The 25,831-nt window shown below is 48.8% G+C and carries 20 protein-coding genes; all 20 read left to right on the top strand.

Annotated elements, in window-relative coordinates; genetic code table 11:
* Positions 1 to 3: 3 nt before the first annotated feature.
* The 20 genes from CVT49_09375 (at position 4) to CVT49_09280 (ending at position 25,830) form a co-directional block, all read left to right on the top strand.
* Positions 4 to 1,020, top strand: a complete 1,017-nt coding sequence (locus CVT49_09375; protein ID PKK83299.1) for a phenylalanine--tRNA ligase subunit alpha — start codon at positions 4 to 6, stop codon at positions 1,018 to 1,020.
* On the top strand, positions 1,020 to 3,395 hold the full coding sequence (locus CVT49_09370; protein ID PKK83298.1) for a phenylalanine--tRNA ligase subunit beta: 2,376 nt from the start codon (positions 1,020 to 1,022) through the stop codon (positions 3,393 to 3,395). Before CVT49_09375 ends, CVT49_09370 begins: the two co-directional genes overlap by 1 nt.
* A 6-nt stretch (positions 3,396 to 3,401) precedes the next feature.
* A complete protein-coding gene (locus CVT49_09365; protein ID PKK83297.1) occupies positions 3,402 to 3,635 on the top strand; it encodes a hypothetical protein in 234 nt (77 codons plus the stop codon).
* A gap of 124 nt (positions 3,636 to 3,759) precedes the next feature.
* Positions 3,760 to 4,068 carry a cell division protein ZapA gene (locus tag CVT49_09360; protein ID PKK83296.1) on the top strand — a complete coding sequence of 103 codons (309 nt, stop codon included), beginning with the start codon at positions 3,760 to 3,762 and terminating at the stop codon, positions 4,066 to 4,068.
* Between the two features lie 92 nt (positions 4,069 to 4,160).
* Positions 4,161 to 5,726, top strand: coding sequence for a ribonuclease Y (rny, locus tag CVT49_09355; protein ID PKK83295.1), 1,566 nt, complete (start codon positions 4,161 to 4,163; stop codon positions 5,724 to 5,726).
* Between the two features lie 6 nt (positions 5,727 to 5,732).
* Positions 5,733 to 6,554 (top strand): TIGR00282 family metallophosphoesterase, encoded by an 822-nt coding sequence (locus CVT49_09350; GenBank protein PKK83294.1) that lies wholly within the window; start codon positions 5,733 to 5,735, stop codon positions 6,552 to 6,554.
* Positions 6,555 to 6,561: 7 nt separating this feature from the next.
* On the top strand, positions 6,562 to 7,458 hold the full coding sequence (locus CVT49_09345) for a bifunctional methylenetetrahydrofolate dehydrogenase/methenyltetrahydrofolate cyclohydrolase FolD (protein PKK83310.1): 897 nt from the start codon (positions 6,562 to 6,564) through the stop codon (positions 7,456 to 7,458).
* Positions 7,459 to 7,716: 258 nt separating this feature from the next.
* The gene (locus CVT49_09340; GenBank protein ID PKK83293.1) at positions 7,717 to 12,048 is read left to right on the top strand and encodes a hypothetical protein; all 4,332 of its coding nucleotides are present in this window, start codon (positions 7,717 to 7,719) and stop codon (positions 12,046 to 12,048) included.
* Positions 12,045 to 13,874, top strand: a complete 1,830-nt coding sequence (locus CVT49_09335) for a hypothetical protein (protein ID PKK83292.1) — start codon at positions 12,045 to 12,047, stop codon at positions 13,872 to 13,874. Before CVT49_09340 ends, CVT49_09335 begins: the two co-directional genes overlap by 4 nt.
* 66 nt (positions 13,875 to 13,940) lie before the next feature.
* Entirely contained in the window at positions 13,941 to 15,944 is a 2,004-nt protein-coding gene (locus tag CVT49_09330; protein ID PKK83291.1) for a hypothetical protein, read from the top strand.
* Positions 15,945 to 16,035: 91 nt separating this feature from the next.
* Positions 16,036 to 16,734, top strand: a complete 699-nt coding sequence (locus CVT49_09325; protein ID PKK83290.1) for a hypothetical protein — start codon at positions 16,036 to 16,038, stop codon at positions 16,732 to 16,734.
* Positions 16,735 to 16,779: 45 nt separating this feature from the next.
* A complete protein-coding gene (locus CVT49_09320; protein ID PKK83289.1) occupies positions 16,780 to 18,447 on the top strand; it encodes a hypothetical protein in 1,668 nt (555 codons plus the stop codon).
* A 142-nt stretch (positions 18,448 to 18,589) separates the two neighbouring features.
* Entirely contained in the window at positions 18,590 to 19,555 is a 966-nt protein-coding gene (locus CVT49_09315; protein PKK83288.1) for a hypothetical protein, read from the top strand.
* A 78-nt stretch (positions 19,556 to 19,633) separates the two neighbouring features.
* A complete protein-coding gene (locus CVT49_09310) occupies positions 19,634 to 20,761 on the top strand; it encodes a hypothetical protein (protein PKK83287.1) in 1,128 nt (375 codons plus the stop codon).
* 9 nt (positions 20,762 to 20,770) lie between these two features.
* Positions 20,771 to 21,481, top strand: a complete 711-nt coding sequence (locus tag CVT49_09305; protein PKK83286.1) for a hypothetical protein — start codon at positions 20,771 to 20,773, stop codon at positions 21,479 to 21,481.
* A 29-nt stretch (positions 21,482 to 21,510) separates the two neighbouring features.
* Positions 21,511 to 22,371 (top strand): polysaccharide deacetylase, encoded by an 861-nt coding sequence (locus tag CVT49_09300; GenBank protein ID PKK83285.1) that lies wholly within the window; start codon positions 21,511 to 21,513, stop codon positions 22,369 to 22,371.
* Entirely contained in the window at positions 22,372 to 23,457 is a 1,086-nt protein-coding gene (locus CVT49_09295; protein ID PKK83284.1) for an iron-sulfur cluster-binding protein, read from the top strand.
* Between the two features lie 142 nt (positions 23,458 to 23,599).
* A complete protein-coding gene (locus CVT49_09290; protein ID PKK83283.1) occupies positions 23,600 to 24,247 on the top strand; it encodes a hypothetical protein in 648 nt (215 codons plus the stop codon).
* A gap of 104 nt (positions 24,248 to 24,351) precedes the next feature.
* Positions 24,352 to 24,687: a hypothetical protein gene (locus CVT49_09285; GenBank protein ID PKK83282.1), complete on the top strand. Its 336-nt coding sequence runs from the start codon at positions 24,352 to 24,354 to the stop codon at positions 24,685 to 24,687.
* Positions 24,688 to 24,690: 3 nt separating this feature from the next.
* The gene (locus CVT49_09280) at positions 24,691 to 25,830 is read left to right on the top strand and encodes a hypothetical protein (GenBank protein ID PKK83281.1); all 1,140 of its coding nucleotides are present in this window, start codon (positions 24,691 to 24,693) and stop codon (positions 25,828 to 25,830) included.
* The last annotated feature ends 1 nt before the right edge of the window (position 25,831 follow it).

Genomic DNA, 25,831 nt, shown 5'->3' with positions numbered 1-25,831 from the left:
GCTATGTCCGGATTAAAAGATCTTGACGCCATAAAAGCCGAGGCCATGGCCGCCATCTCTTCGGCTTCATCTCAAGACGACCTGAATAATATCAATATTAAATATCTCGGTCGTAAAGGCGTCATTACGTCTGTTTTAAAATCCTTAAAAGATCTTCCCATTGACCAGAGAAAAACTATCGGGGCCGAAGCCAATATATTGAAGACGGAGCTTGAACAGCAGATCAAGCAGGCCCTGGATAAATACAGCCTTTCAAAAGTCAAGGCGGGCATCGATCCGACTCTACCAGGGATCGCCCAGCGTCTGGGAGCGATTCATCCGATCACACAGGTCATCGAAGATATGTGCCGCACCTTTCACGGCATGGGCTTTGCCATCGAGCGCGGCCCCGAAATCGAGACCGATTATTATAATTTTGAGGCGCTGAATTTTCCGCCCGATCATCCCGCCCGTGATATGCAGGATACTTTTTACGTTGAGGGAAATAATCTGGTTTTGCGGACGCACACGACCCCGGTTCAGGCGCGGGTCCTGGAGACCTGCACGCCCCCGGTCAAAGTGATTACACCCGGCAAGACTTACCGCAACGAAGAAATATCGACCCGGTCATACTGCGTTTTTCATCAGGTTGACGGTTTTCTGGTCGATGAGGGTGTGACCATGGCCGACCTGAAAGGGGTCCTGGTCGCTTTCTGTCGGGATTTCTTCGGCAAGGGATTAAACCTTCGTTTCCGGCCCAGCTTCTTTCCCTTTACCGAGCCGTCGGTCGAAGTCGATATTTCCTGTTTCCTGTGTCGAGGTGAAGGGTGTCAACTGTGCAAATATACCGGCTGGCTCGAAATACTCGGCGCCGGCATGATTGATCCCAACGTGCTTAAGATAGCCGGAATCGATCCCGAAAAATACAGTGGCTATGCCTTCGGCATCGGTGTCGAACGCATCGCCATGCTTAAATACGGGATCAATGATATCAGGCTGTTTTACGAAAATGACATTCGCTTTATAAGGCAATTCATATAATGCAGGTTCCCTACAGCTGGATTAAAGAGTTGGCCGACATTCCGTGGTCGGCCGAGGAACTGGCCAACAGGCTGACCCTGAGCGGCGCCGAAGCCGAGGTCGAAAGGCTGTTTGGTTCGGAGTTTGATAATATCTGTATTGGAAAAATAGTGGAACTGGAGCCGATCGAGGGAACCGATCACCTGAAGAAGGCGATTGTGGATTCCGGTGACGAGAAGCTTCAGGTCGTCTGCGGCGCGCCCAATGCCGCCAGCGGTCAGAAAGTGGTGCTGGCCAAAATCGGCGCCGTTCTAAAGGAAGGCTTCAAGATAAAGAAGGCCAAGCTGCGTGGTGTCGAATCCAATGGTATGATTTGTTCCGAGCGGGAGCTGGGAATCAGTGATGATCACAACGGTATCATTGTTCTAGATGACGACGCCCCCATCGGTGCGCCGGCGCTCGATTATTTAAACCTGCAGGATCCGGTAATAGAACTCGACTTAACACCCAACCGGCCGGATATGCTGTCGGCCATAGGGGTGGCGCGCGACTGCGCCTGCCTGGCCGGAACGAAATTAAAAAGACCGGAATACACTCTGGAAGAAGCGGCCGAAAAAACGGCTGATTTTATAAAAGTTTCGATAGATGATCCCGATGCCTGTCCGCGCTATGCGGCCAGAGTAATCCGTAATGTCAAAATCGGGCCGTCACCCTGGTGGATTAAGCGAAAATTGATATTGTGCGGTATTCGACCGATTTCGAATGTGGTCGATATCACCAATCTGGTAATGATGGAATACGGCCACCCGCTTCACGCTTTCGATTACAATTTGTTCGACCGGAAGGAAATTCTGGTCAGGCGGGCGCAAGAAGCGGAAGAATTCACGACGCTTGACGGAAAACCGCATGTGCTTGACCCTTACATTCTTTTGATTACTGATGGGGAAAAGGGTGTTGCGGCGGCAGGAGTCATGGGCGGGCTGGAGACGGAGGTATCCGAGAAGACCACCGACATTCTTCTTGAGGCGGCTTATTTCAACCCGATTACGATTCGAAAGAGCCGGATAAAGCTGGGACTGATTTCGGAATCCTCGACCCGATTCGAGAAAGGGGCCGACCCTAATGTGGTTCCGGCCGCGATCAATCGGGCGGCCTATTTGATGAATAAATATGCCGGTGGGGAGGTGCTTGCCGGTATTGTTGATTGTTACGCGAAAAAGATTAACCCGGTTGAGATTGAGCTGCGACCGGAACGCGTCAATGCCTTTCTGGGAACTATGATTCCTGTGGAGCGCATGGTTAAGATATTGCGGGACTTGGAATATACTGTGTCTGGTGAAGAAACACTTAAAGTGCTGGCACCGACTCATGCGACCGATGTAACGCGTGAAGTTGATTTGATTGAAGAGATTATTCGGATCGAGGGTTATGAATCGATTCCGTTTATCGACAGGAATTCGGGGCCGCTGGTGGCCGCGACCCGGATCGATGATTTATTTCGGGCCGGTGTCAGGCATGTTATGACCGGGCAGGGTTTTGATGAGACATATAGCTCGGGATTGGCTGATGCGAGACTTCTGGCCCAGATAACCGGTGATCAGCCCCAATTACAGATTTTAAATCCAATAGCGGAAGATTTATCGGTATTGCAGAATAGTGTTATATATTCGCTCTTGAAATCAATTTCGCATAATTTATCCCGGCGCAATATTGACCTGCGGCTGTTTGAACTCGGCAAGGGCTTTCTGCCCGGGGAGCCGCATCAAGAAATGGAACAATTGGGTATGGCGATAAGTGGGTCAACTTCGGCCGACTGGTATGCCAAGCCCAGACAATATGAGTTTTATGATTTAAAGGGTGCGGTTGACGCCCTGATATTGGGCTGCAGGCTGCCACAATTTGAATTCGTGGCGAACGACAGCGGCCTTTATGTGGAGGGGCTGTCATTCGTGCTGCGGCACAATGAGATAATTCTGGGCCACGCCGGGATGATTCGTCCCGATATTGCGAAGGCCTTTGATATAAAGCAAAATGTTTATACGGCCCTGTTCGAATTCGATAAAATTATGAATTTGCGCGGCGACATAAGCAGTTTCAAGCCGTTGCCACGCTATCCGGCGTCGCCCAAAGATATGGCCATGGTGGTTGACGATGAAATCAGAATGGGCGACATAATGGCGGAGATTCGCAGGGCGGGCGGGCCGTTGCTGGAGGATGTCAGATTGTTTGATCTTTATCGGGGTAAACAGGTTCCCGAAGGCAAAAAATCACTGGCTTTCGCCATGGTTTACCGCTCAGACAAAGGTAATCTTGAGAACAAGGAAGTTATTGACTTGCACAACAAGATTGCCGATCATTTAAAGAAATGCTTTAATGTTGAGATTAGAGAAGGTTAAGGTTAAATGGATACGCTCGAAAAGCTTGAGGAAAAGATTAACAGGGCGGTCACTCTGATTGAGAAGCTGTCCGGCGAGAATAAAAATTTGAAAGAAGAGAACATTCGGCTCAAGACCCAGTTGACGGAATCGGAAACGAAATTGACGGAAATTGAGAAAAATGAGTCTGAGCGGTCTGAAAAAATGAAGAACAAGCTCGGCAATATTCTTGATAAGCTTGGTTCGCTTGAACAATTCTGACCCGTTTAATGTTCTTGACAAAGGAAATTGAGAATTATAAGTTTTGTTTATTAGACGATTTGATATAAATTATTTAGTGATATAAGAAGAAGAGATTTTTAGGACCAGAGGATAATAGTTTAAAATGCCTGATATTTCTAATAAAGAACAGGTTGTAAAAGTGGTCATATTTGGTGAGGAATATCCCATACGCGGTCATGCCGATCCGGATTACATTCTTCGTGTGGCCGAATATGTTGATAGAAATATGCGCGATATCGCGCTTCGCTCAAAGAACCGATCGCCCCAGAAGATAGCGGTTTTGGCGGCCCTGAATTTTGCCGGCGAACTGCTTGAATTAAAGGAAAAAAACAAGGGCGAGTTGGACGAGGCCGAAATCAAGGCGAAAAACCTGCTGGAGTTGCTTGACAGCACCCTGCCGGATTCCGAATAAAATTATTATCCGTCCGTCAATCTATTTCTCCTTCCATATCATTAATTCTTTGCACATAGATGGCTCCTTTTTGTAAGGGGCGAGGAGGACGTATGAATGATATCATTTTGTTAGTACTTGTTGCATTGGTATCAGGACTGGTGGCCTTTGGCGTAGCCTGGATGATCTTGCGCCGTATCGGCGACAAAAAAATTACCGGCGCCGAGGAGACCGCCAAAAAGCTGATTGCCGAGGCCGGCAAGGAAGCAGAGATAAAGAAAAAGGAAGCTCTTCTGGAGGCGAAGGAGGAATGGTACGGCGTCAAATCCAATTATGAGCGGGAGCTTCAGAATAAAAGAAATGAAATTCAGAAAACCGAAAGAAGATTGTCCGATAAAGAGACTTCGGTCGATCGAAGGCTGGAGTCGATTAATAAGAAGGAAAAAGAGGTAACCTATCGCGAGCGGACCATCACCGGCCGCGAAAAGGGCATTACGCTTCGAGAACAGGAACTTGAGAAGATGCTTCAGGCCCAGAATGAGCGGCTGGAGCGGATTGCCGGAATGACTGCTGAAGAGGCCAAGCAGGAGCTGAAGGAAAATTTGATCGGCATCGCCAAAATCGAGGCTGCCGCCAAAATCAAGGAAATAAAAGACAATGCCGAGCGCAATGCCGAGAAGGAAGCCCGCGAAATTATCATCCAGGCCATTTATCGATGCGCCGCTGACCATGCGGTGGAATCGACCGTTTCGGTTGTCAACCTTCCCAATGAGGAAATGAAGGGGCGTATTATTGGGCGCGAGGGCCGCAATATTCGCTCTTTTGAGACCGCCACCGGAATTGATGTTATTGTCGATGATACGCCGGAAGCGGTGATTCTCTCCGGTTATGATCCTATCCGGCGTGAAATAGCGCGGATGTCACTGGAGAAGTTGATTGCCGACGGGCGGATTCATCCCACCCGCATCGAAGAAGTGGTTGCCAAGACCGAAAAAGAGATGGAGATGATTGTCCGTGAGATCGGCGAGCAGGCCTGTTTTGATGTCGGTGTCCAGGGGCTGCATCTCGACATAATCAAGCTTCTGGGCAAGCTCAATTACCGCAGCTCTTACGGCCAGAATGTGCTGCAGCATTCCAAGGAAGTTGCGATATTGGCCGGTCTGATGGCCGCCGAACTGAGCCTTGATCCCAATCTTGCCAAGCGCGCGGCGCTTCTGCACGATATCGGAAAGGCCATCGACCGTGAGACCGAAGGGACGCATACCGAGATCGGCGGCAATTTTCTGAGCCGTTATAATGAAGATCCGGTGGTTATTAACGCCGTGGCGTCGCATCACGGCGACATTATTCAGGAGACAGTGTACTCGGTGCTGGTGCAGGCGGCCGACGCCATCTCAGGGGCCCGTCCCGGCGCCCGGAGAGAACCGCTCGAAGCCTATATCAAGCGTCTGGAAAAACTGGAAGAACTGGCTGATTCGTTTAAGGGTGTGGCGAAGGCGTTTGCTATACAGGCGGGCCGTGAAGTGCGGGTCATCGTGGAATGTGAAACAGTCGACGATCTGGCGGCGTCCATTCTTGCCGGCGATCTGGCCAAGAAAATCGAGCAGGAGATGGAGTATCCCGGTCAGATCAAGGTGACGGTCATCAGAGAATCAAGGGCGACTGAATTTGCCAAATAGGAAGTTATGAAGTCTCATATAAAAATTTTGTTCTTTGCCGACCTGGTCGGCAAACCGGGGCGCTTTGTCGTCTCGCAAATGTGTAGGAATCTTAAGGAGAAATTCGCGGCCGATTTTGTGGTTGCGAATATCGAAAATGCCGCCGGTGGTTTCGGGATTACGCCCGAGATGTCCAGAAAAATTTTTTCGTATGGGGTTGACTGCCAGACATCGGGCAATCATATCTGGGACCGGATGGATATCCTGAAGTATCTGGATGAGCAGCCGAAATTAATTCGCCCGGCTAATTTTCCGGCCGGCTGTCCCGGTTTCGGGCATTATATCGGCGAAGCCGACGGAATTAAGATTGGGGTGCTCAATCTGATGGGACGCACCTATATGAAGGATATCGACTGCCCCTTTCATGTGGCGGATCGCGAATTGAAGATAATCAGGGAATCGACCGACATCATCATCATCGATTTCCATGCTGAAGTCACTTCCGAAAAGCAGGCGCTGGCTTATTATCTCGATGGCCGGGTGTCCGGGATTATCGGAACGCATACACATGTCCAGACCGCCGATGAGTCGGTTTCGGAACGGGGCACCGCTTATATTACCGATGTCGGCATGACCGGGCCTCATGATTCGATTATCGGGATGGCCAAGACGCCGTCGCTGGACAGATTCCTGACCGGGATGCCGAAACGGTTTTCGTGCGCCAAAGACGATGTCAAAATCAGCGGGGTCCTAATTTCGATCAGCACCGCCGATGGGGCGGCCGAGGCAATCGAACGGTTCAAGATCGACTACAGCGGGGCCAATGATTCGGATTTATTAGATGAATGAGGGAGCCATGGAAGCAAAAATCATTGACGGAAAAATAATCTCCAATGAAATAAAGGAAGAATTGAAGCTGCGCGTTGACCGGCTCAGGGATAAGGGTATTACGCCCGGGCTGGCCGCCGTTTTGGTGGGCGAGAACCCGGCGTCGCAGATATATGTCCGCAGCAAGGCCAAAGCCTGTGAAAAGATCGGCATCTTTTCCGAAGTAATGATCCGGCCGGCCGATATCTCTCAGAAAGAGCTGGCCGGTATCGTCGATGACCTGAATCATCGTGACGATATCGACGGCATCCTGGTGCAATTGCCGCTGCCGGGCCATATCGACGAGATGGCGATTACTCTGCGGATAGATCCGGCCAAGGATGTGGACGGTTTTCATCCGCATAATGTCGGCATGATGCTACTGGGGCATCCGACCTTCCTGTCATGCACGCCATATGGTATTGTCGAGTTAATGCGGCGCTATGATATTGATCCGTCGGGCAGGGAAGTGGTTGTTCTCGGCCGGTCGAATATCGTGGGCAAACCGATCGGTGTCATGCTGATGCAAAAGGCAAAAATGGCCAATGCCACCGTGACTTTCTGTCATTCAAGAACGGCCAATCTGGAAGAAGTCTGCCGCCGGGCGGATATTCTGATCGCGGCCATCGGAAAAGCGGAATTTGTCAAGGCGGATATGGTCAAAGAAGGCGCGGTCATCATCGATGTGGGGATTAATCGGGTTGACGATGCTTCTGCCGACAAAGGTTATCGCGTGGTCGGTGATGTCGATTTTGCCGCCTGCAGCAAAAAAGCCTCGCACATAACGCCGGTTCCGGGAGGGGTCGGGCCGATGACGATCACCATGTTATTGACGAATACGGTGCAGTCGGCCGAGGCCAAGGCCGAAAGAATGAGCAAGGCCTGATTGCATATTGTTGCGCAAAAACGGCAACGACATGCACTATAAATTTCATTATTATGTTTTTTTGAAATTCTGCTTTTCGGCGCTTCCACCTTACCTCCGATAAGAAATTATTTCCCATTGTTATGTTGTTGACTATTATTGGCTTGTGAATATTTTTCCGCCCTCGATCAGGCCGGGAAAAATAGATTGAAAATCTTATCCGAAAACCCATTTGGGGCATCCGCTTTGCTTTTTTTAATTCAGTTATAGAAGATTGGTATGAGAACTGATAAACTAACATTTATAGTCCTGTTTCTCCTTTTTTGGGCATTTCCGCTTTCGGGAAATTCGGTCGAAATAGAATTTGGCCTTCCTGATTCACTTCAGGGGCTCAATTTCTGGGACGGCGAAGGCGAATTTGTCGGAGAAAAAGCGACTGTTCTTTGTCCCGATATTCCCCTGATGGTCGTAACCCCGGAATCAGGACTGGTGGACAGCCTCACGGAGTACACTATTGATCTGACCCTGCCGAGTGTCGGTGTTCCCAAACTGGGTGGCGTGGCTTTCGCCTTTCCTATTGGCTTCGGTCTGAATCGAATTGTCGATATTATCTATTCTGATGATTTTGAGGGATACGATCTCGAAATTCGGCGGGCCTATATTTTCGGAAGCAGCATAGTCATATTTTTCAAATGGGGCATTTCGCCTCCCGAAGGTACTGTCATCTCGTTAAAATTTATTTCCATAAAGAATCCAAAGATTGCCGGTTCATATAGAGTGGCCGGGCTTATATTCAACAAATGGTTTCGGGTCGAGGCCGGCCCCGGTTTTTCCGAAATTTTTGAAATATTCCCGGACCAGCCGATCAGCCTAAATATTTATCCGGACAGTGCTCTCACGCTAAAAGCCGGGACCAATCAGCTTTTCGAGGCTGTGGCCATCGACCGTTTCGGCAACAGAATTTGGAATCTTGACTACCAATGGTCATTATCGGATCAATATGATAATATCGGCATCATTTCAAACGGAAATCTGTTTGCGACCACGGTCGGGACCGGTAAAGTTGTGGTAACTTATGAAGAGTTATTTGCCGAATCGGGGCTGATAACAGTCGGGCCGGGCGATCCGGCGCGTCTTGCCGTTACCGAATATCCTCCTATCGTTACAGCCGGTGAGATTTTTCCCTCGCCGGTGATGGTTTTCGTCTATGACGCCTTCAATAATATCAAGAGCGACTATGTCGGTCAGGTATATTTTACATCAAGCGATCCGATGGCGCAATTCACGTATGATGAGACCAATCGTTATCAGTTCACTATCATTGATGCCGGGCAGCATACTTTCCCCGGAAGCCGCTTTCAGTTGATGACGGCCGGGCAGCAGACCCTGGCTGTTACCGACGGAACCATCAGCAGCCAGCCGGTCATGATCCTGGTGGGCGGCGGGACGATTGCTTCGTTTGATCTCGAGTATGATGCCTCCGTTATGGCGGGCAAACCGTTTGTGGTGAGAGCGGTCAATGCTGTCGATCAGAACGGTGACCCGGCAAACGGGTTGATTATGATGACGTTAATCGAAGGCGGCTCCTCACCGGACGGCTTCGAGCCGGTTGTAAATCCGATCGTGGTTCAGAACGGGTCGGGTGAGTCGAACCAGTATTTGTACAGGACCGGCGCGGCTATTTTAAAAGCGACCTTCGGGTCAATCGAAAAAGAAATAACCTTTGACGTTTTGCCCGCTAATCTGGGTGATCTGGCACTGGATATAAGCGAAACGCAGTTTGTCGGCAATCCGCTTATTGGCGTTGCGGAAATTACCGCGTTTGATAAATATGGCAATATCAAGACTGATTTCGATGTCTCGCAGTCACCGGTGACTTTGATGGTCGATGAGGGGGAATTGAATCCGAGCATTCTGGAAAGTGTTGATGACTTTATTGGCGGCATTGCAAATCTTATAGAGAGAAATATAGTATATTCCGGGCCTGCCGGCGATATAAGCATGTCATGTTTCTCCGGTGATGTAACTTCGAATATTGCATTATGTGTATTTAACGGAATAACTTTCCATCCGGTTGGTGGTTTTCCCTCCCGGATATATATTCACCAAGGTGTCCCCATCGTTTTCAGCGCCCTCGCTCTCAACGATGGGAATCTGGCGCCACAGGAGCCGATAATTTACACCTCTTATTTTGCCTCATGCCTGGAGCCCTGCCTGAAAGAACAGAACCTGGAGACCATAATACCCGGAGATTCGACCAGCTTCGCAGCCCATTTAATTACGGATGGACTTGGAGCGCTCAGTACAGATACCATAATTATTGTCATGGAGGCGCAATATCTCTATGACGGCGACGCTATAACAGTGCGCACTATTGTAACAAGCCCGGTTGATGTAATCGGGCAACTGGATATCGAATATATAGAAAACTCCCTGACGGTCGATTCGCTTCTGGCGCCATCGATTCTCGGTTCATTGTCATTAAAGCTTCGTTTGCCTGAGTGTCCAGATTATTCATCATCCTGGTTCAAGGTGGAATTATTGGTCGAATCGGAAGATGTCTGGCGGATGCTGTTTCCCGATGAGAGCGGCTATTCACTTGACGGGAATATTCTCACCGTCAGCTTATACGGATTGGATGTCCCGGATTATCGCTGGTGGGACAATATGCCGGACGGCTACCGTAATTTGAGGATCGAAGGCTATATACACACGGGGGAGACATCCTATTCAATAAGGCCGCTCGATAATTTTGACTCTGTCTTTGTCGCTTATCCATCCGTTGTCTCGTACCAGTCGGGGACATTATCCCCGGTTATTGCCGGTGCGGGAGCGGGACAGATATTTGAATTTAATATCGGTCTGGATGGTTTTACGACAATATTGCTGGATCCCTGCCAATCCCGATTTGAATTATATATTGACGATATATTCATCGCCGATGCCTGTCTTTTAAATGCATATCCGTTGGTTCCGGGAATCACGCATATCATGACCCGCGAGGTTTATATTCCCGACAGCCTGATGAACATGACCCTGGCACCCGCTCTTGTACTGAAGGGCAAAGAGATTTATTATCCCAGAACGGACCGGCTTTCTTTCGAGGGCGAGACGATTCATGTCACCGATATGCCCCGGATAAAGGTGGCATCGGCCGATCTTATCACCGTTAATCCGCCTTATGTTAATCAGAATCAAGCCTTTTCGATTTCGGTCGGGGTGGAGAATTTATCGGAGACGGAAATATCGGGCGTTTCGGTTATTATCAAATCGGAGGACGGGTCGGAGACATATGCCCGGTCGGATGATTTGCACCTTCTCCCGAATGCCACGTCCGAGTTTGTTCTTGATCTGACGGCCCCGGCACAGGCGACACCGATCAAGATATATAAAGCGGTCCTTGTGGCCGGCGGGGCGGCGATATTGCTGGCGGAGGATAATACCGTGGCGGTGGTAGTCCAGAAACCGGCCGAGATATCGCTAATGTTCGAATTGCATGATGCGTACAACGGTATTGTCGATTTTGATCAGCCGTTTTATATCATTGCCAGGATGAAAAATCTCGGCGAAGCCAAGGCCGGATCAGGCGAGGTTTCGCTCTTGACGGACGGGGTTGATTTTGGCATTCCCGATTCATCAGCCATCCGAATCGAAACCGACAGCTCGGGCATATTCAGACTGACGGCACCTTCGGAAGCAATCGAGGCTGACATGAGGCTGAAGATTACCGATCCCCCTATAGATTTAAACACCGGCCAGCCGGCGCTGATAAAAACGGGAGCGACAACGTTCACCATAAAAGTGGAGCCGAGTTTTGCCGAGCTGGTTGTCAACGGAGTGGTCGGGCGCTCGCCGCTAATTGTCGAAGGAAGCAGCCGCGAACTGTTCCGGCTGGAGCTATTCAATAATACCGAAAATCCGGTCAATGCGGTCGGCATCAGGTCGATCATTATCCGGTTGACTGACCGCGACGGGCAGGCCCTTTCGCCGGATCAATTACTTTCGCCCGAAGAATCCGGTTTTTATCTGGATAATGAAATGATATCGGCCGGTGTTGCCGATGAGAATCTTCTGAGGGTCGTCTTCGACGACGATTATGTCATATATCCCGGCGAGGAGGATACAATCACCTTCCGCGCCCGGTTCAACGAAGATATTTCGGTCAGTGGTTTCAGCATGTCAATCGACAGCCGCGATATCCGGGCCGTTTTTATAGCCGGGCCCAGGGCGAACCAATCGGTGCCGGTCCGCGGGAAACTAACCGACAGCTTCAGGATCGGCGGTAATTTCGCCATTACCGTTCCGGGGCTGGAAAATTCGCTGACGACACGCAACAACCCGTTTAATCCCAAGGAAGGTCCGGCCGAAGTGGCCTATATCCTCGAACGGAGCACCGATGTTGTATTGACAATCTATACCCTTACCGGCGAAAAAGTTTATGAAAAGATGATGCCGTCGGGATCGAGCGGTGCGGCCGAGGGACAGAATTATATCAGTTGGGATGGGACCAATGATGAAGGGAAGATGGTGGTCAACGGTATTTACATCATGCTATTCAAACCGGCCGACAGTGATAAAACGGTCAAACTGAAAGTCGCCGTATTGAAATGAAGTATCTGATGCGGACATATTTGCCGGCAGTCTTGCTGGCCGTGATGATCGTCGTACCGGTCTTTGCGGGTGATGCCGGGCATGAGTCCCAATTTTCAATCGGGTCGGGCGTCCGCGCGCTTGGCATGGGGGGCGGTTATGTCGGTCTCGCGGATGATGCTTCGGCCGTTTTCTGGAACCAGGCGGCGCTGGCGCTTTTGAATGAGCAGGAATTCAATTTCATGCATGCGGCGCTTTTTGAAGGGACCATGTATGATGTCGCCGGTTATGTTTATCCGCACCCTCGACTGGGCGGTTTCGGTGTCTCTCTGATGCGGCTCGGGACCGAGGACATCGTCAAACGGGTTGACTGGAATGAGAGCGGCGATTTCGGATATTATATTGCCCAGATGATGCTGGCATATGGCCGAAAAATGGGCGGGAATATTTATCTCGGATCGGCACTGAAGATTGTCAACCAGTCGATGGATAATAATTCCACGTACGGGGTCGGACTGGATATATCATTGTACATGCCCGTTTACAGGGAATTGACGGCCGGATTACTGTTTCAGGACATTATCTCTCCGAGGCTTCGGCTGCAGAATGATCAGGAAACGCAACCGCGAAATGTTATCGCAGGGATCGGATATCGGAATTTGTCACTGGTTAAGGATTTCAAACACAGTATTAATATCGGCTTGGAGATACCGGAGGAAAGATCTGCAAAGTTGCATGCCGGCATGGAGACAAATTACGCGGACCGCATGGATTTCAGGATGGGTTATGACCGCGACAATCTGTCGTTCGGGCTGGGGATCATTCTTGGCCGGGCCAGATTTGATTATGCTTACAAGATTATGGACGGCATTACCGACTCACACCGGATCGGCCTGTCGCTCAAATTCGGAATGTCGGTCGAGGAGAAGTTGGAGCGTGAAATCGACCTGCAGAATGCACGCGGCAGTTATCTTGTTATGGATGATCGCCGCAAACAGTACGAGTACTACAAGGACCGCGGCGACTGGTATCTGAAGCGTGACAATCAGGATTCAGCTTTTGTATTTTATAACAAGGCTCTGGCATATCGTGAAGGCGACCACTATGTATTGGAAAAAATTGATGAAATCAAGAGCCTTCGCCTCAAGCTGGTGGAACAGGAAACGCCGGTTGTTACCGAGGAAATGCTCAAGCGGTCGATCCTCGACGGTTACTATGTTCAGGCCGGGGAAATGTTGACCAACAAGGAATATCTTGCCGCAATGAATATCGTCCGGCTGGCCCGGGAACTGGATGATACCGATCGAAGATTCGCCGGACTTGAACGGCGTCTTTTGGCCGACATCGACAGCAGTATCGTCAAGCTGCTTAACGAGGCCGAATCGGCGGAGAAAGCGGGCCGTCTGACCGATGCCATTTCGGCTTACGACAAAATACTTCTGTTGTCCCCTGATGATGTTGCGGTCAAGGAGCTTAAAGGGCGGGTCGGCAAGGCGGTCAATATGGCGCGACTGATCAGCGATGGAGTCGAATCTTTTTATCTGGGCCGTCTGACGGCAGCCGAACAGAATTTCAATAATGTCCTGAAGCTCTCGCCGGGGAATATCGTCGCCAATGAGTATCTCAATAGAATCAGCGGCTTGCGCCAGAAACCTTCCAGCCAGACCGAGCTTGAAAAGGATGAACATGTCTGGAAGATATACCTCAATGCGCTGGAATATTATCGCAGCGGCGAATATGAGAACGCGATCGAACTCTGGCAGGAGGTCCTTAAATATTATCCCGGAAACGAGCAAACCCTGAATAATATTACTCAGGCCAGACTTCGCCTGCAGTCCAAAGAATAATTACTTCTTATTTTTACCGGGGCAATTTTTGTTGTTATTACCCGCTAAAAGATTAATATTAATACCATGTTCCGGAAACCGGTCAGAGAAATAAACGGCGAATACCAGGCCAGCGAGAAATCATTGCCGGTCATTCAGGATATGGTCAGGGAAACCTGTATCAATGCCGGCATGTTGCGCAAGAATGTCAACGCCGTCATTTTGGCCATTGAGGAAGGCATCACCAATATAATCCGTCATGCCTATTTATATGAGCCCGGGACAATTCGAATCCGAATAGTTGTTTTCAAGCGACGGGTCATATTTTCCCTGATCGATCATGGCCGCTCATTTCAGCCCGACAGCGCCGGACGCCTCGATTTGAAGAAGCTGGTGGAATCGGGCCGCAAGGGCGGGCTCGGGTTTTACATGATCAATAAGATTATGGATTCGGTCGAATACCTGTCCACGCCCGGTTTCAACGAACTGCGCATGACCAAGCTGATTTCGCATCAGCCGGAAAAGACCCGGTTGTTTATGGGCCGGATGTTTACCATCAGGGTCAAATTTTCGGTCTATACTTTCCTGATTATGTTGACAATTATCGCCGGGGCCTATCTTTTTATCGACAATCGAACCACCAAGAATATTCATCAACATCTGACCGATAAGGTTTCATCGCTGTCCAAAACCATCGCCGACCAGGCCGGCGGGTATATTCTTAACCGGCGGTCCGATGTCGAATTCGATGAACTTGTCAGAAGTTATGTGCGGGCGAATCCCGAGCTGAATATGGTAATTCTGGTTGATACCCTCGGCGATATCCTGGCCGACTCGCGCGATATCAGGAATCTTCATCAGGAATATATTAGGCCGCCCGCCATTTCGGTGGGCGAGGTGGGCATCCCTCAGGTCTATCAGACGGAGCAAGGCAAGCTGATTCATTTGAGCCATAACATTGTCAACGGCGGCCGAAGGATCGGCATGGTTCATATTGCCTACACCGACCGGAGGCTGGCCGAACAGATAAATGTCGAACGCCGCAAGATTATTATTTTGACCATCATCGGTCTGGCTTTCGGCGTGGGCGGAATTTATCTGCTGTCCAATTATTTTGTCAGCCCGATTGTCCGCATAGTCGAAAGGGTTCGCAAGTTTAGTTCGGGTGATATCGAAACCGAACTGCCGCTGGAGGGAGTCGAGGAATACTTCGAAATTTCCAAGGCGCTTAATGAGATGATGAGTCGTCTGCGCCGGGATCGGAAAAACATTATCGAGAGAGAGCGGGTAGCCAAGGAAATCGAAGTGGCGGGGCAGATTCAGAAAACACTTTTGCCGAAAGAGCTGCCGAATATTCCGGGCTTGAGCCTGGACGCATTCTATCGCGCCGCTTCCCGGATAAGCGGGGATCTTTATGATGTCTTTCGCATTGATGACACGCATTTTTGTCTGGTCGTGGCTGATGTGGCCGGCAAGGGCATTCCGGCCTCGCTGGTGATGTCGGTGCTTCGAACCGTCATCAGAATCCTGGCCAAAGGAAAAAGATCATCAAAGGACATTCTCACCGCGGTTGATGGTTATATCAAGGATGATATACCGCCCGGTATATTTATAACCATATTTATGGCGGTATATTGTATCGATTCAAGGAAGCTGAACTTTGTTTCGGCGGGTCACAACCCGTTGATATACCTGACTCCGAAAAAAGGCGAGGTCATGCTTTTGAACCCACCCGGCGTCCCGCTTGGTTTGCCGCTTTCGGGTGAAAATGCCTTTGCTGACAGACTGGACGAGCACATGATAAAAATTAATGCGGGCGATAAATTGTTTATATATTCCGACGGCATAACAGAGGCGATGAACCGAACCTCGGAGAAATACGGGCTGGAAAGATTGATTGCCATTTTTAACAGCCAGGTTCACAACGGCAACTACGCCGATCCCAAAGAGATCACGCGGCTTATACTGAGCGATATCGACCGGCACTGCGGACAGGCCACACAAACCGATGATATCACTTTTATTACGATATGTTCCGATGAATTTAAGGAAAAGGGCGCTTCCGAGATCGAAACCCGTCAGATAAATTGAATATCCTTCAAAAATAAATAAACAGTCTCAAAAATAGCTTGCCAGAAGGGCGTTTATTATTCATTTTGCAATATTATTTGGTTTTTAAGATATGGAAAATATTAAATTATCTGTTTCCGAAAGCGGACGTGACGACAACATATCGGTGGTAAGGGTAGACGGTGTTATCGACACCTTAACTGCCACGGAGCTGGAAGAGGTTCTGGACAAGCTGGTAAAACGGGGTCGTTACGGAATCATTCTCGATCTGGCCGGAGTCGATTATATATCCTCGGCCGGATGGGGCATTTTTATATCCCGAATTAAGGAGATACGGGATAACAGCGGCGACATAAAACTGGTTAATATGGTTCCCAATGTTATGGAGATTTATGAGTTGCTCGAATTCGATAACATTCTGAGCGCATACGACAGCATTGGCGCCGCCAGAACCGCTTTTGGAACTCCTCCCGATCCCGCGGGGCTAAAAAAAAAAGCCCCGATAAATAGCGATCGGACGACAATCGAAGAATTGCCGGCTTATATCCCCGCCGATTCTTCGCCTGTTCCGGCTGCCGGGCGCGATGTCGTCAAGGGTGGAGTGGCCGGAACAATGGCGGAAAAGATTATCTTGAACGCCATTGTCGAAGATCCCTTTTATACCATTTCCGAACTAAAGCTGGTTCTGGAAGAGTCGTTATTTGATTCCAGAATCAAGTGGTGGGGTGTTTTCAGAATTTTATGGAAAAACAACCTGGTTTCCCGCCGTGCACGGTTCAGATATGCCCGCCGTATGCATAAAAGGTCATAATATTTTAATTGACAGCATCTTTCATAAAAGCTAAAATACAATAGATTGGTCGCATTTAAGTATATGATAGAAATAATCTTAATAGTAGTCCTTACGATTCTTGTAATCGTGTTGGCGATAATTGCCTTTACCGGTGCCGGAAAAAAGGGAAGCGCCGTGCAGCTCAACGAAACGGCGGTGAACGATTTGCTTGCGGCCGTAGGCAGTATTTCGGGCGAGGGGCGGATCCCGGAAGTCGCCGCCAGTGTCTCGAATATCCTGAAAAAGCATTTACATTGCGACAAAATCATATTTTTGAGATATTATCGGTCCAACCTGGAGGTCAATTATTTCTCGGGAGTGACAAATTTCAGCAAACATTCGCTGAGAATAAAACTGAAGCCGTCACTTATGGAGAGTCTCAAGTCATTCCACCGCGTAACACCAATCGGGCAACTGGAATCAGCGCTTTCCAAAGGTTATCTTAAGCAGCTCGAAGCGCTGCATCTAAGTTATTTTTTCCCGGTTTTTCTGAGAGACAGATTATACGGCATTTATTTGATCAGCACCAAGTTACCGCCGGATAATCCCACGCTGAATCTGCTGGCGACGACGCTCGCATTTAATCTTTCGACCGCGTATCACATCGGATTGCAGGAACAAAAAATCGCCCGGTACGAAAGCAAGATACATTCGCTGGAGGAAAGAAAATTCGGGGCGCCGGCCGGTGATCAGGCGGCCGATTCCGCCTTGGAGACATTGAGATTACTAAAAATACGCAACAGCCAGCAGTTGGTGCCCGAATTGCTGAAACTGCTCCGGAAGGACTGTAATTTTTCCAAACTGGGACTGTATTTGAAATCAGGCGGCCAGGATTCGCCGATGCTTTCGGTGAGCTGGAATATGAGCAAAGAGGCCGATAAGATTATCGAGGAAAATTTTGAGACCATCGTAAAAAAGATGGAAATGGACAAGCCGGTCAATCTGAAAATGCAAAAAGAAATCGATCAGGTTCTTGAAAGCAGCTTCAAGGATTTGAACGGCAAAAGTGTTAATTATATGATGTCCATCCCCTGGGCGTATCGAAGAAAAGCGGTTCTCGCCTGGAGCAGCGACAGCAGAAACTCCGAAGTCCTGGAGCGGATCGAAAGATTTAAAAAAGAGGCGCTTCCGCTGGCGGAAAATATCAGCCGCTATGAAAGGGCGGAAGAGCTTTCATATACCGATGGATTGACCGGCATATATAATTTCCGGTATTTTAAAAAGAGAATAAATGAAGAAGTCAAACGGGCCAAACGATTTAATCATCACCTGGCTCTTATGTTGTTCGATGTTGATGACTTGAAATTTATAAATGACAAATATGGCCATCAGGCGGGGGATGAGCTGATAAAATCATTTGCCGGCATGCTCCAGGAAGCGGTCCGGGAGAATGATGTTCTATCCCGTTACGGCGGCGATGAATTCTGCCTTCTGATGCCGGAGACCAACCGGGCGGAAACGCTGCAATTCATGGAACGAATCGGAAAACGTCTTTCGTCGTCGGGGGCATTTATCGAATGGACGGAACTCAGGCTGGATTATACGGTATCAATTGGAGGCGCCGTTTATCCCGATGATTCGGGATCGGTCGAAGAACTGATTCATGCCGCCGATATGGCCCTGCTTCGAGCCAAGGAGGAAGGACGGAATTGCGCCAGGCTTTATCAGCCCGAATATGAGCGCAAGGCCTAGTCGAGCGGGTTGATTCCCGCCAAGCGAATTAAAATTTAATTTTATCGGCATTATGCTAAATCAGGGTTGCATGAAGGCCGATTTTAAGGAATAGGCGCTATGGAAGGCAAAAAAAGGATTTTAATATGGAGTTGATCACATTATGAAAATAAATAATCCGTTAAAGATAGCAGGGTCTTTATTGCTGGTTTTTCTGTTGCCGCTGATCGCGGCCGGAGAGTATATAATCGGGCCGGAAGATGTTCTCGAAATCAAATTCTGGCAGGATAACACTCTTGATGCCAATGTGAAAGTCAGACAGGACGGAAAGATTTCGCTGGATATTATCGGCGAGTTGCAGGCGTCGGGATTGACGACAAGCGATCTGGAACGGGAAATAGTCCGCCAGATGTCGCGTTATAATAAGGCCATTTCGCAGACGGTCGTCAGGGTAACGGAATATGGTTTCCAGAAGGTATGGATTACCGGGCAGATCCTTAATCCGGGCAAGTATACTTTTGAAGAGATTCCGGATCTATGGACGGTAATAAATGAGGCCGGAGGAATAACGGAAACCGGCGACCTGACACGCGTCTTAATAATACGAAGCGGCGAGCAGGCGGGTCAGGTGGAGGTTGTCAACGTGGCCGATATGGTAGTCACGGGCAATGTCAATAATTTGCCGCGTCTTCGGGCCGGAGACACTATCGAGATTTCACGCGCCCCGGCGGGACTGCCGGCCAGGACACTCAGTGACCGCCCGGTGGTAAAAAATATTTTTTACGTTATCGGCTCGGTCAATGAGCCGGGGGCGGTGACGCTGGAAAGCAATATCGATATTCTCGATGCCTTGGCGCTGGCCGGCGGGCCGACGGAAAATGCTAATCTCAAGACGGTGACGGTTGTCTCCAAGGACGGCCTTAATACGCAGATGGTCAAAATAAATCTGGAACAATATATCAATGCCGGAGTCACCGGAAGGTACATGGTTCGTCCGGAGGATAATATTATTGTCGGCCGGAGCGGCGGCGGCTTCCTGGGACTGAATTCCGTGGCCGAGTTTGCGGCACTAATCGGATCGATTTCGACGGCGATTCTGCTATATGATGCCTTGAAAACCAGTCCATAAAGGCAAAGCATAAGATATTAAGTCCAGGATAAATTCAGGAAGGTGACAGGAAATCCGCGCGGAAGGAGAAAAATAAAAATGGAATCCTATTGTCTTAACAGCCGGATAGTCGAGGATGACAAGGAATTTTTAATACAGACTACCAATGACATAAAACTCGGCGTCATCAAGGCCAATCTCTTTGTGGATGGGGAATTGCTTGATGCCAGCATTCTTCCGCACGCCGAGGATGTCAGTGAAGAGGAGGTCCTCAGCCTTGTAAAATCGGCTCATTCCGAGAAAAAATCGGAACTCGAATATTTGCTTAAGAGTTATAAGGAGATTCTCGAAAAAGGTCGTCCGGAACAGATGTATCATCTGGGGACGGCGCTGTTCTGTAAGAGGATGTATAACGAGGCGCGGCGGTTGTTCCGGGCCGCGACCAAGATTCGACATGATTATCATGAGGCCTTTTTCTTTCTTTGCCAGGCTGAGAATGCTCTCGGGCATCCCGATGACGGCATCAATGCCGGCACCCGGGCGGTCGAGTTGAAGCCGGCTTATGCGGATTACCGCAATGCTCTGGGAGAGGCTTATCTCGAGGCCAATTCATGCAAGCGGGCCCTGATCGAATTCGAAGAAGCCATCAAAAAAAATGTGTACTATGCCGATGCCTATTTCAACCTGGCGCTCGCCTATATTCTTAATGCGGTGAGAAAGGAAGATTTCAACATGTCGGCCGATTTGATCAATCGCTGTCTTGACCTTTTCAAGAAGGCGGTGCTGATCAATCCCGATTACCAGACGGGCGGCTATAATGAGGCCATGTCGGCGCTTTCGCGTAACGATCTCAAACGCTGCTATTATCTATTCAAGGGTGTGCGCGAAGAGAAGAAGGAACGGCAGCGTCAGGAAAAAGCGGCCTATTTCAACCGTTTTCTTATTTTTACGGATTGGCTCTCGGAAACGGACATCGAAGAACGTATCAATTTCCTTGAACGCGAAATTGACAAAAATCCTGATTTTGTCGACCTTTATCATGAACTTGGAGTATGTTATTTGCACCGGTCCAGATTCGCATGGCAAAAGGGTATGGACTATTTCCGGCAGGCTCTTGGCATTAACAAGGATCTGAAAAAGGCTCAGAGAGCCCTGGAGCTTTCGAAAGAATATAATGTAAAGCTGGCTGATGCCGTGTCGGATATTGTCGGCAAAAGCTCTTTTTAGGAGTTGAATTTGACCAGTAAAAGCACGAACCTGTCCATTATCGAGTATTTTGATCCCGAATCGGCGGAATCGACCGAATTTCGACGCGTCCTGTATAATTTAAACGGGATACAATCCGGCGGAAACAAGAAAGCGGTTTTAATCACGTCGGCCATGCTGTCGGAGGGAAAATCAATAATTTCAGCCTACCTGGCGATGACATCGGCGCGATTTAAAAATCGTAAGACCTTATTGGTGGATTTTGATCTGCGCCGCCCGATGGTTCATAAGCTTTTTGACGTGCCGCTGGAAAACGGTATTTCGGATATACTGGCCAAGGGCATTGCGTCCAGGAATGTGATCAAAAAAACGGCCATTGATAATCTCGATTTGTTGACGGCGGGGAAAATTATGCCCAACCCATCGGAATTGTTCAACGGTCCGTCGATTCATCGTATCATAGAAGAAATGAAGTTTTATTATGAATTGATACTGGTTGATTCGCCGCCGCTGCTGCCGGTGATGGATCCGATGCTTCTGCTGGAGGAGCTTGACGGCGTTATCCTTGTCATCAAGGCGGGCTCGACACAAAAAGAGATTGTGGCCAGGGCCCGCGATCTGCTGGCCTCGCAAAAAAATAAGGTGGCCGGTGTGGTTATTAATAATCTGGATCAGACCTTGCCGTATCATTATAACTATGACTATTACGGTTATCATTACCGACCCGTCACTAAGAAATAGCCGCTTATCATAAAAGGTTCTCTTTAGTCATGAAAAATATTCTGACAGTTGATCTTGAAGATTGGTTTGTCGTTGAAAATCTTAAGGCGAATATAAAATTCGAAGAGTGGGATGAACTGTCGGATCGGGTCGTTGATAATACCAATCGACTGCTCGAGCTCTTTGATTATTACGGGGTCAGCGCCACCTTTTTTGTTCTCGGCTGGATCGCGGAAAAGCATCCCCGCCTGATCTACAATGTTAACTCGAGGGGTCATGAAGTCGCGTGCCACAGCTATCGGCATGGCCGGGTGGATAATCTGACCGAAGAACAATTCCGGGAAGATACACTGAAGGCGATAAAGGCCATTGAGGAGGCCTGCGGCGTGACGCCCGTGGGCTATCGGGCCCCGAGCTGGTCGATTAATTCCAAGGTGCCGTGGGCCTATGAAGTTCTGGCCGATATGGGATTCCTGTATGATTCTTCGATGTATCCGATAAAGCATGACATATACGGCGAACCGGACGGCCCCAAGCGGATAGTCAAGATCATCCTGGAAAGCGGCCAGCGTATTTATGAAGTGCCGGCTTCGACCGTCAATGTCCTGGGGCATAATTTCCCCGTCGGCGGCGGCGGGTACCTGAGACATTCGCCCTTCTGGTTCACCAAAAAAATGATAAAGAAACTGAATCGGGACAATCATCCCGCTGTCATATATATCCATCCCTGGGAAATAGACAGCCATCAGCCGCGTCTGGAGGGGTTGACGGCGCTGCAGCGGTATCGGCAATATGGTTCTATTCCGACCATCGAAAAGAAAATGGAGCTGCTTCTTCAGGCATTTGATTTCTGTACGATTAAGGATTATATTAAAAGACTTGTAAAGAAACCGATAGGATTTGGCAGATAAATGTCGCGAAGCCAAGTAGCCGTATTAAGAACCGATTCCCGGAATATTCTGCTGGATTATCGCCGTCTCCTGGAACTGGTTCAGTACCGGTCTATTCTGGATTTCAATAAAGAGACCTTAATAAAACTAAATCTCTCCTGGACCAAATATTTCCCGGCCTGCTCATCACAGCCCTGGCAGCTTGAAGGGGTCGTCAAAACACTGATAGAAGACGGCTTCCCGCGTGATAAGCTTATTCCAATCGAAAATAAAACGGTGGTTACCAATCCGCATAAGGGAGCGCGGAATAATCTCTGGATGCCGGTTCTTGAAAAATATGGACTCGGCTTTACCGCTTTGCCGGAAGTTGAGTGGGAGGTTTATCAATTCAAGCAGCCGCTTCTTAAACTGCCACAAATTTTTCCCGAAGGTATCGAAATACCCAGCATGTATAAAGGGCGGCAGATAATTCATCTGCCGACCGTGAAGACGCATGGTCATTCCACCACCACCGGGGCGATCAAGAATGCTTTCGGGGGGCTCCTTAAAGAGGTCCGCCATTATGCCCATAAGTATATTCATGAGGTTCTGGTTGACCTGGTCATGATGCAGCAGGAACTGCATCCGGCCATATTTGCCGTGATGGACGGGACGGTCGCAGGCGACGGGGCCGGGCCGAGAACGATGATTCCCCATGGAAAGAATATTATTCTGGCCTCAGCCGATTCGGTGGCCATTGATGCCGTAGCAGCCAGGCTTATGGGTTTCGATCCCCTGAATATACCCTATCTCAGGATGTGTCATGAACGGGGCCTGGGCACCGCCGACGTGAATGAAATCGAGATTCTCGGTATTGATATAACCGGTATAGACTTCGGCTTTAAAGCCAAGAAATCTTTTGTAATCTGGGGCGATCAGATGCTCCGCAAGGGGGCGCTGAGGTTTCTGGAAAAAATCGCTCTTCATTCTCCGCTTGTTTTCTGGGCCCCAGCGGCCAGCAATATTTATCACGACTGGATCTGGTATCCCACTATCGGCAAGTCAATTATAAGAAAGTTCTCGCGGACCGAATGGGGACAATTATTTCAGCAATATAAGAAAAAATAGGCAATTGGGACGGACTGGGCGGGTTTGCCGGGAATGTTGCCATCAGGATTTCGCCCGGATTTTTTGAATATTTTGTTGACTACGAAGTGTATAATATATAAATAGTTAGTGAAAATATTCAATAAGAACGGCAGGAGGAAATATGAAAAGGTTAGTTATTGCGTTGTTGGCAGTCGGTCTGGTCTTTAATATTGCCCTGGCAAAAAAGAAGGATAAGGCGGGCCGTCTTGAAAATGGCGTTTATATCGACGACAGTTACAATTTCTCACTACCTATTTCCGAAGACGTCTGGAATATTTCGATTAAAAAGGACAAAAGCCCGATCCGGCTTATTTTGACGAAGAAAGTATTCGATGTCCCGATAGTCTATACCCAGGACCCCGGTTATACCAAAACACCTAAAGTAACCGTCTATGTGGACACGACCAGCTGGTCGGCCCAGTTGTTCGTGGATTCTCTGCTGAATGACCAATTCAAGTCGAAGCAGAAAAAAGAGATTCTGCAGAATTGCGAGATTCTTTATGGAGATTATAAGCCTAAACGTAAGTCAAAATATCAGTTCGGCGATGTTCCGGGTGTTTTAATTTCGGGTGAGTTGCAGTATACCAAGCAGATTCCCGACGTTATAACCGATTATTACGGCGGGGCGATCTTTTTCGCCAAACAGGATAATAATCTATATATCTTCCATTTGATCAGCGAAAACAAATATTTCAGCACCGAATATGAAGATTTCGTGACCCTGCTGAACGGCTTGAAGTTCGGCGACGGGAAGGTGGAAAAAGAATAAGCAGATCTGGCCGGTATTTTAACCGGCTATATTTTGTTGACTCAAAGAGTTGTCTTTATTATTATCCACAAATAAATCATTATTTAATCTTCCAAGGAGGAAGTATGTGGGTACTCAGGTCAATCCTGGTTCTGATAATAATTGCGGTAATAGTCGGCTTCGCCCTCTATAACAGCGGGCCGGATCAGTCCGTTGATATTGATTTGATTTGGGCTCAGCGCTATGATGTGCCGGTAATTACGATTGTTTTCTGGGCTTTCGTGATCGGCGCGCTGGTTTCATGGCTGCTGTTTATATCCGTATATTTAAAGCAGTCGAATCAGATCAGGGAGGCAAACCGCGCTGTCAAGGGATTGCAGACAGAGGTTACGGCATTGCGCAACAGGCCGATCGAGGAGTCCAAGGATTTGCTGAAAAATAAGACCGACCTGCGGGAGTAAAGTATGGACACAATTATAATAATATTTTTGCTGGCGGTAGTCGCCCTGATTTTTATTTACGTTTACTACGATCGCTACAAAAGGGAGAAAAAAGGAAAAGATCCGACCCGGTATATCGAGGGTCTCCAGGCACTGCTGAACGGTCAGGAAGAACTGGCTTTCAGCCGGTTTCGTGACGTTATTGCCGAAGACAGCGAGAATATCGATGCCTATATCAGGATCGGAAACATCCTTCGCAAGTACGGCAAGGCTGATAAGGCGCTGCAGGTTCACAAGGATTTGACCCTGAGGCATGGTCTTTCGGGTAATGATAAGAAGATGATTTTGCAGGCCATGGCCGAGGATTTTATCGGCCTTAAGGATACCGAATCGGCGGGCTCCGCTCTCCGGGAGCTTCTGGCCGGTGACGGCCATAATCGCTGGGCCGCGGAAAAACTTCTGGATGTGTATTCTCAGATTGAGGACTGGGAGAGGGCCTATGAGGTCAAGGAGATATTGCTCCGACTCAATGGCAGTAAATCAAAGACGGGGCTGGCCATATATAAGTATTTGCAGGGCGTCAAGCTGTTCGATGACCGGGAATTTCATAAATCCCGACTGCTTTTCAAGGAGGCCATCAATCTGGACAGTACCTGTACTCCCGCCTATGTCTATATCGGCGATTCATATCTTGCCGAAAACCGTCTTGATGATGCCGCGGCCATCTGGCGCCGCATGACCAAGACGATTCCCAATGAGTCCCATCATGTCCTGGGCCGGTTAAAAAAGGTCCTTTTTGATCTGGGATATTTCGGAGAGATCGAGACGGTCTGCAATGAAATTCTGTTAGCATCGCCAAAAAATATCGATGCCCGCCTGACACTGGCCGATTATTTTTTCAAAAAGGGTGAATACGGCGAAGCCGCCGAGCATCTGGGAATCGCTATCGATGAACATCCGGATTCTTTCCTGCCCGTGCTGGAACTGGCCAAAGTATATCTGGTGACCGGCGAGAAGAAAAAACTGAGCGAATTGCTTCACAAGCTGGAAGGTCAGCGGGATGCCATCGAAAATCAGTATCATTGTTCGCGCTGCGGACATAAAGTCAAAACCAAAAAATGGCTCTGTCCTTCATGCAAGGCAGTCGATAGTTTCGTGATGTAAA

Source organism: candidate division Zixibacteria bacterium HGW-Zixibacteria-1, assembly GCA_002838945.1.
Taxonomy (GTDB): domain Bacteria; phylum Zixibacteria; class MSB-5A5; order GN15; family PGXB01; genus PGXB01.
The sequence above is the reverse complement of the archived record's forward strand: the minus strand, read 5'-3'. Positions and strand labels throughout refer to the sequence as shown.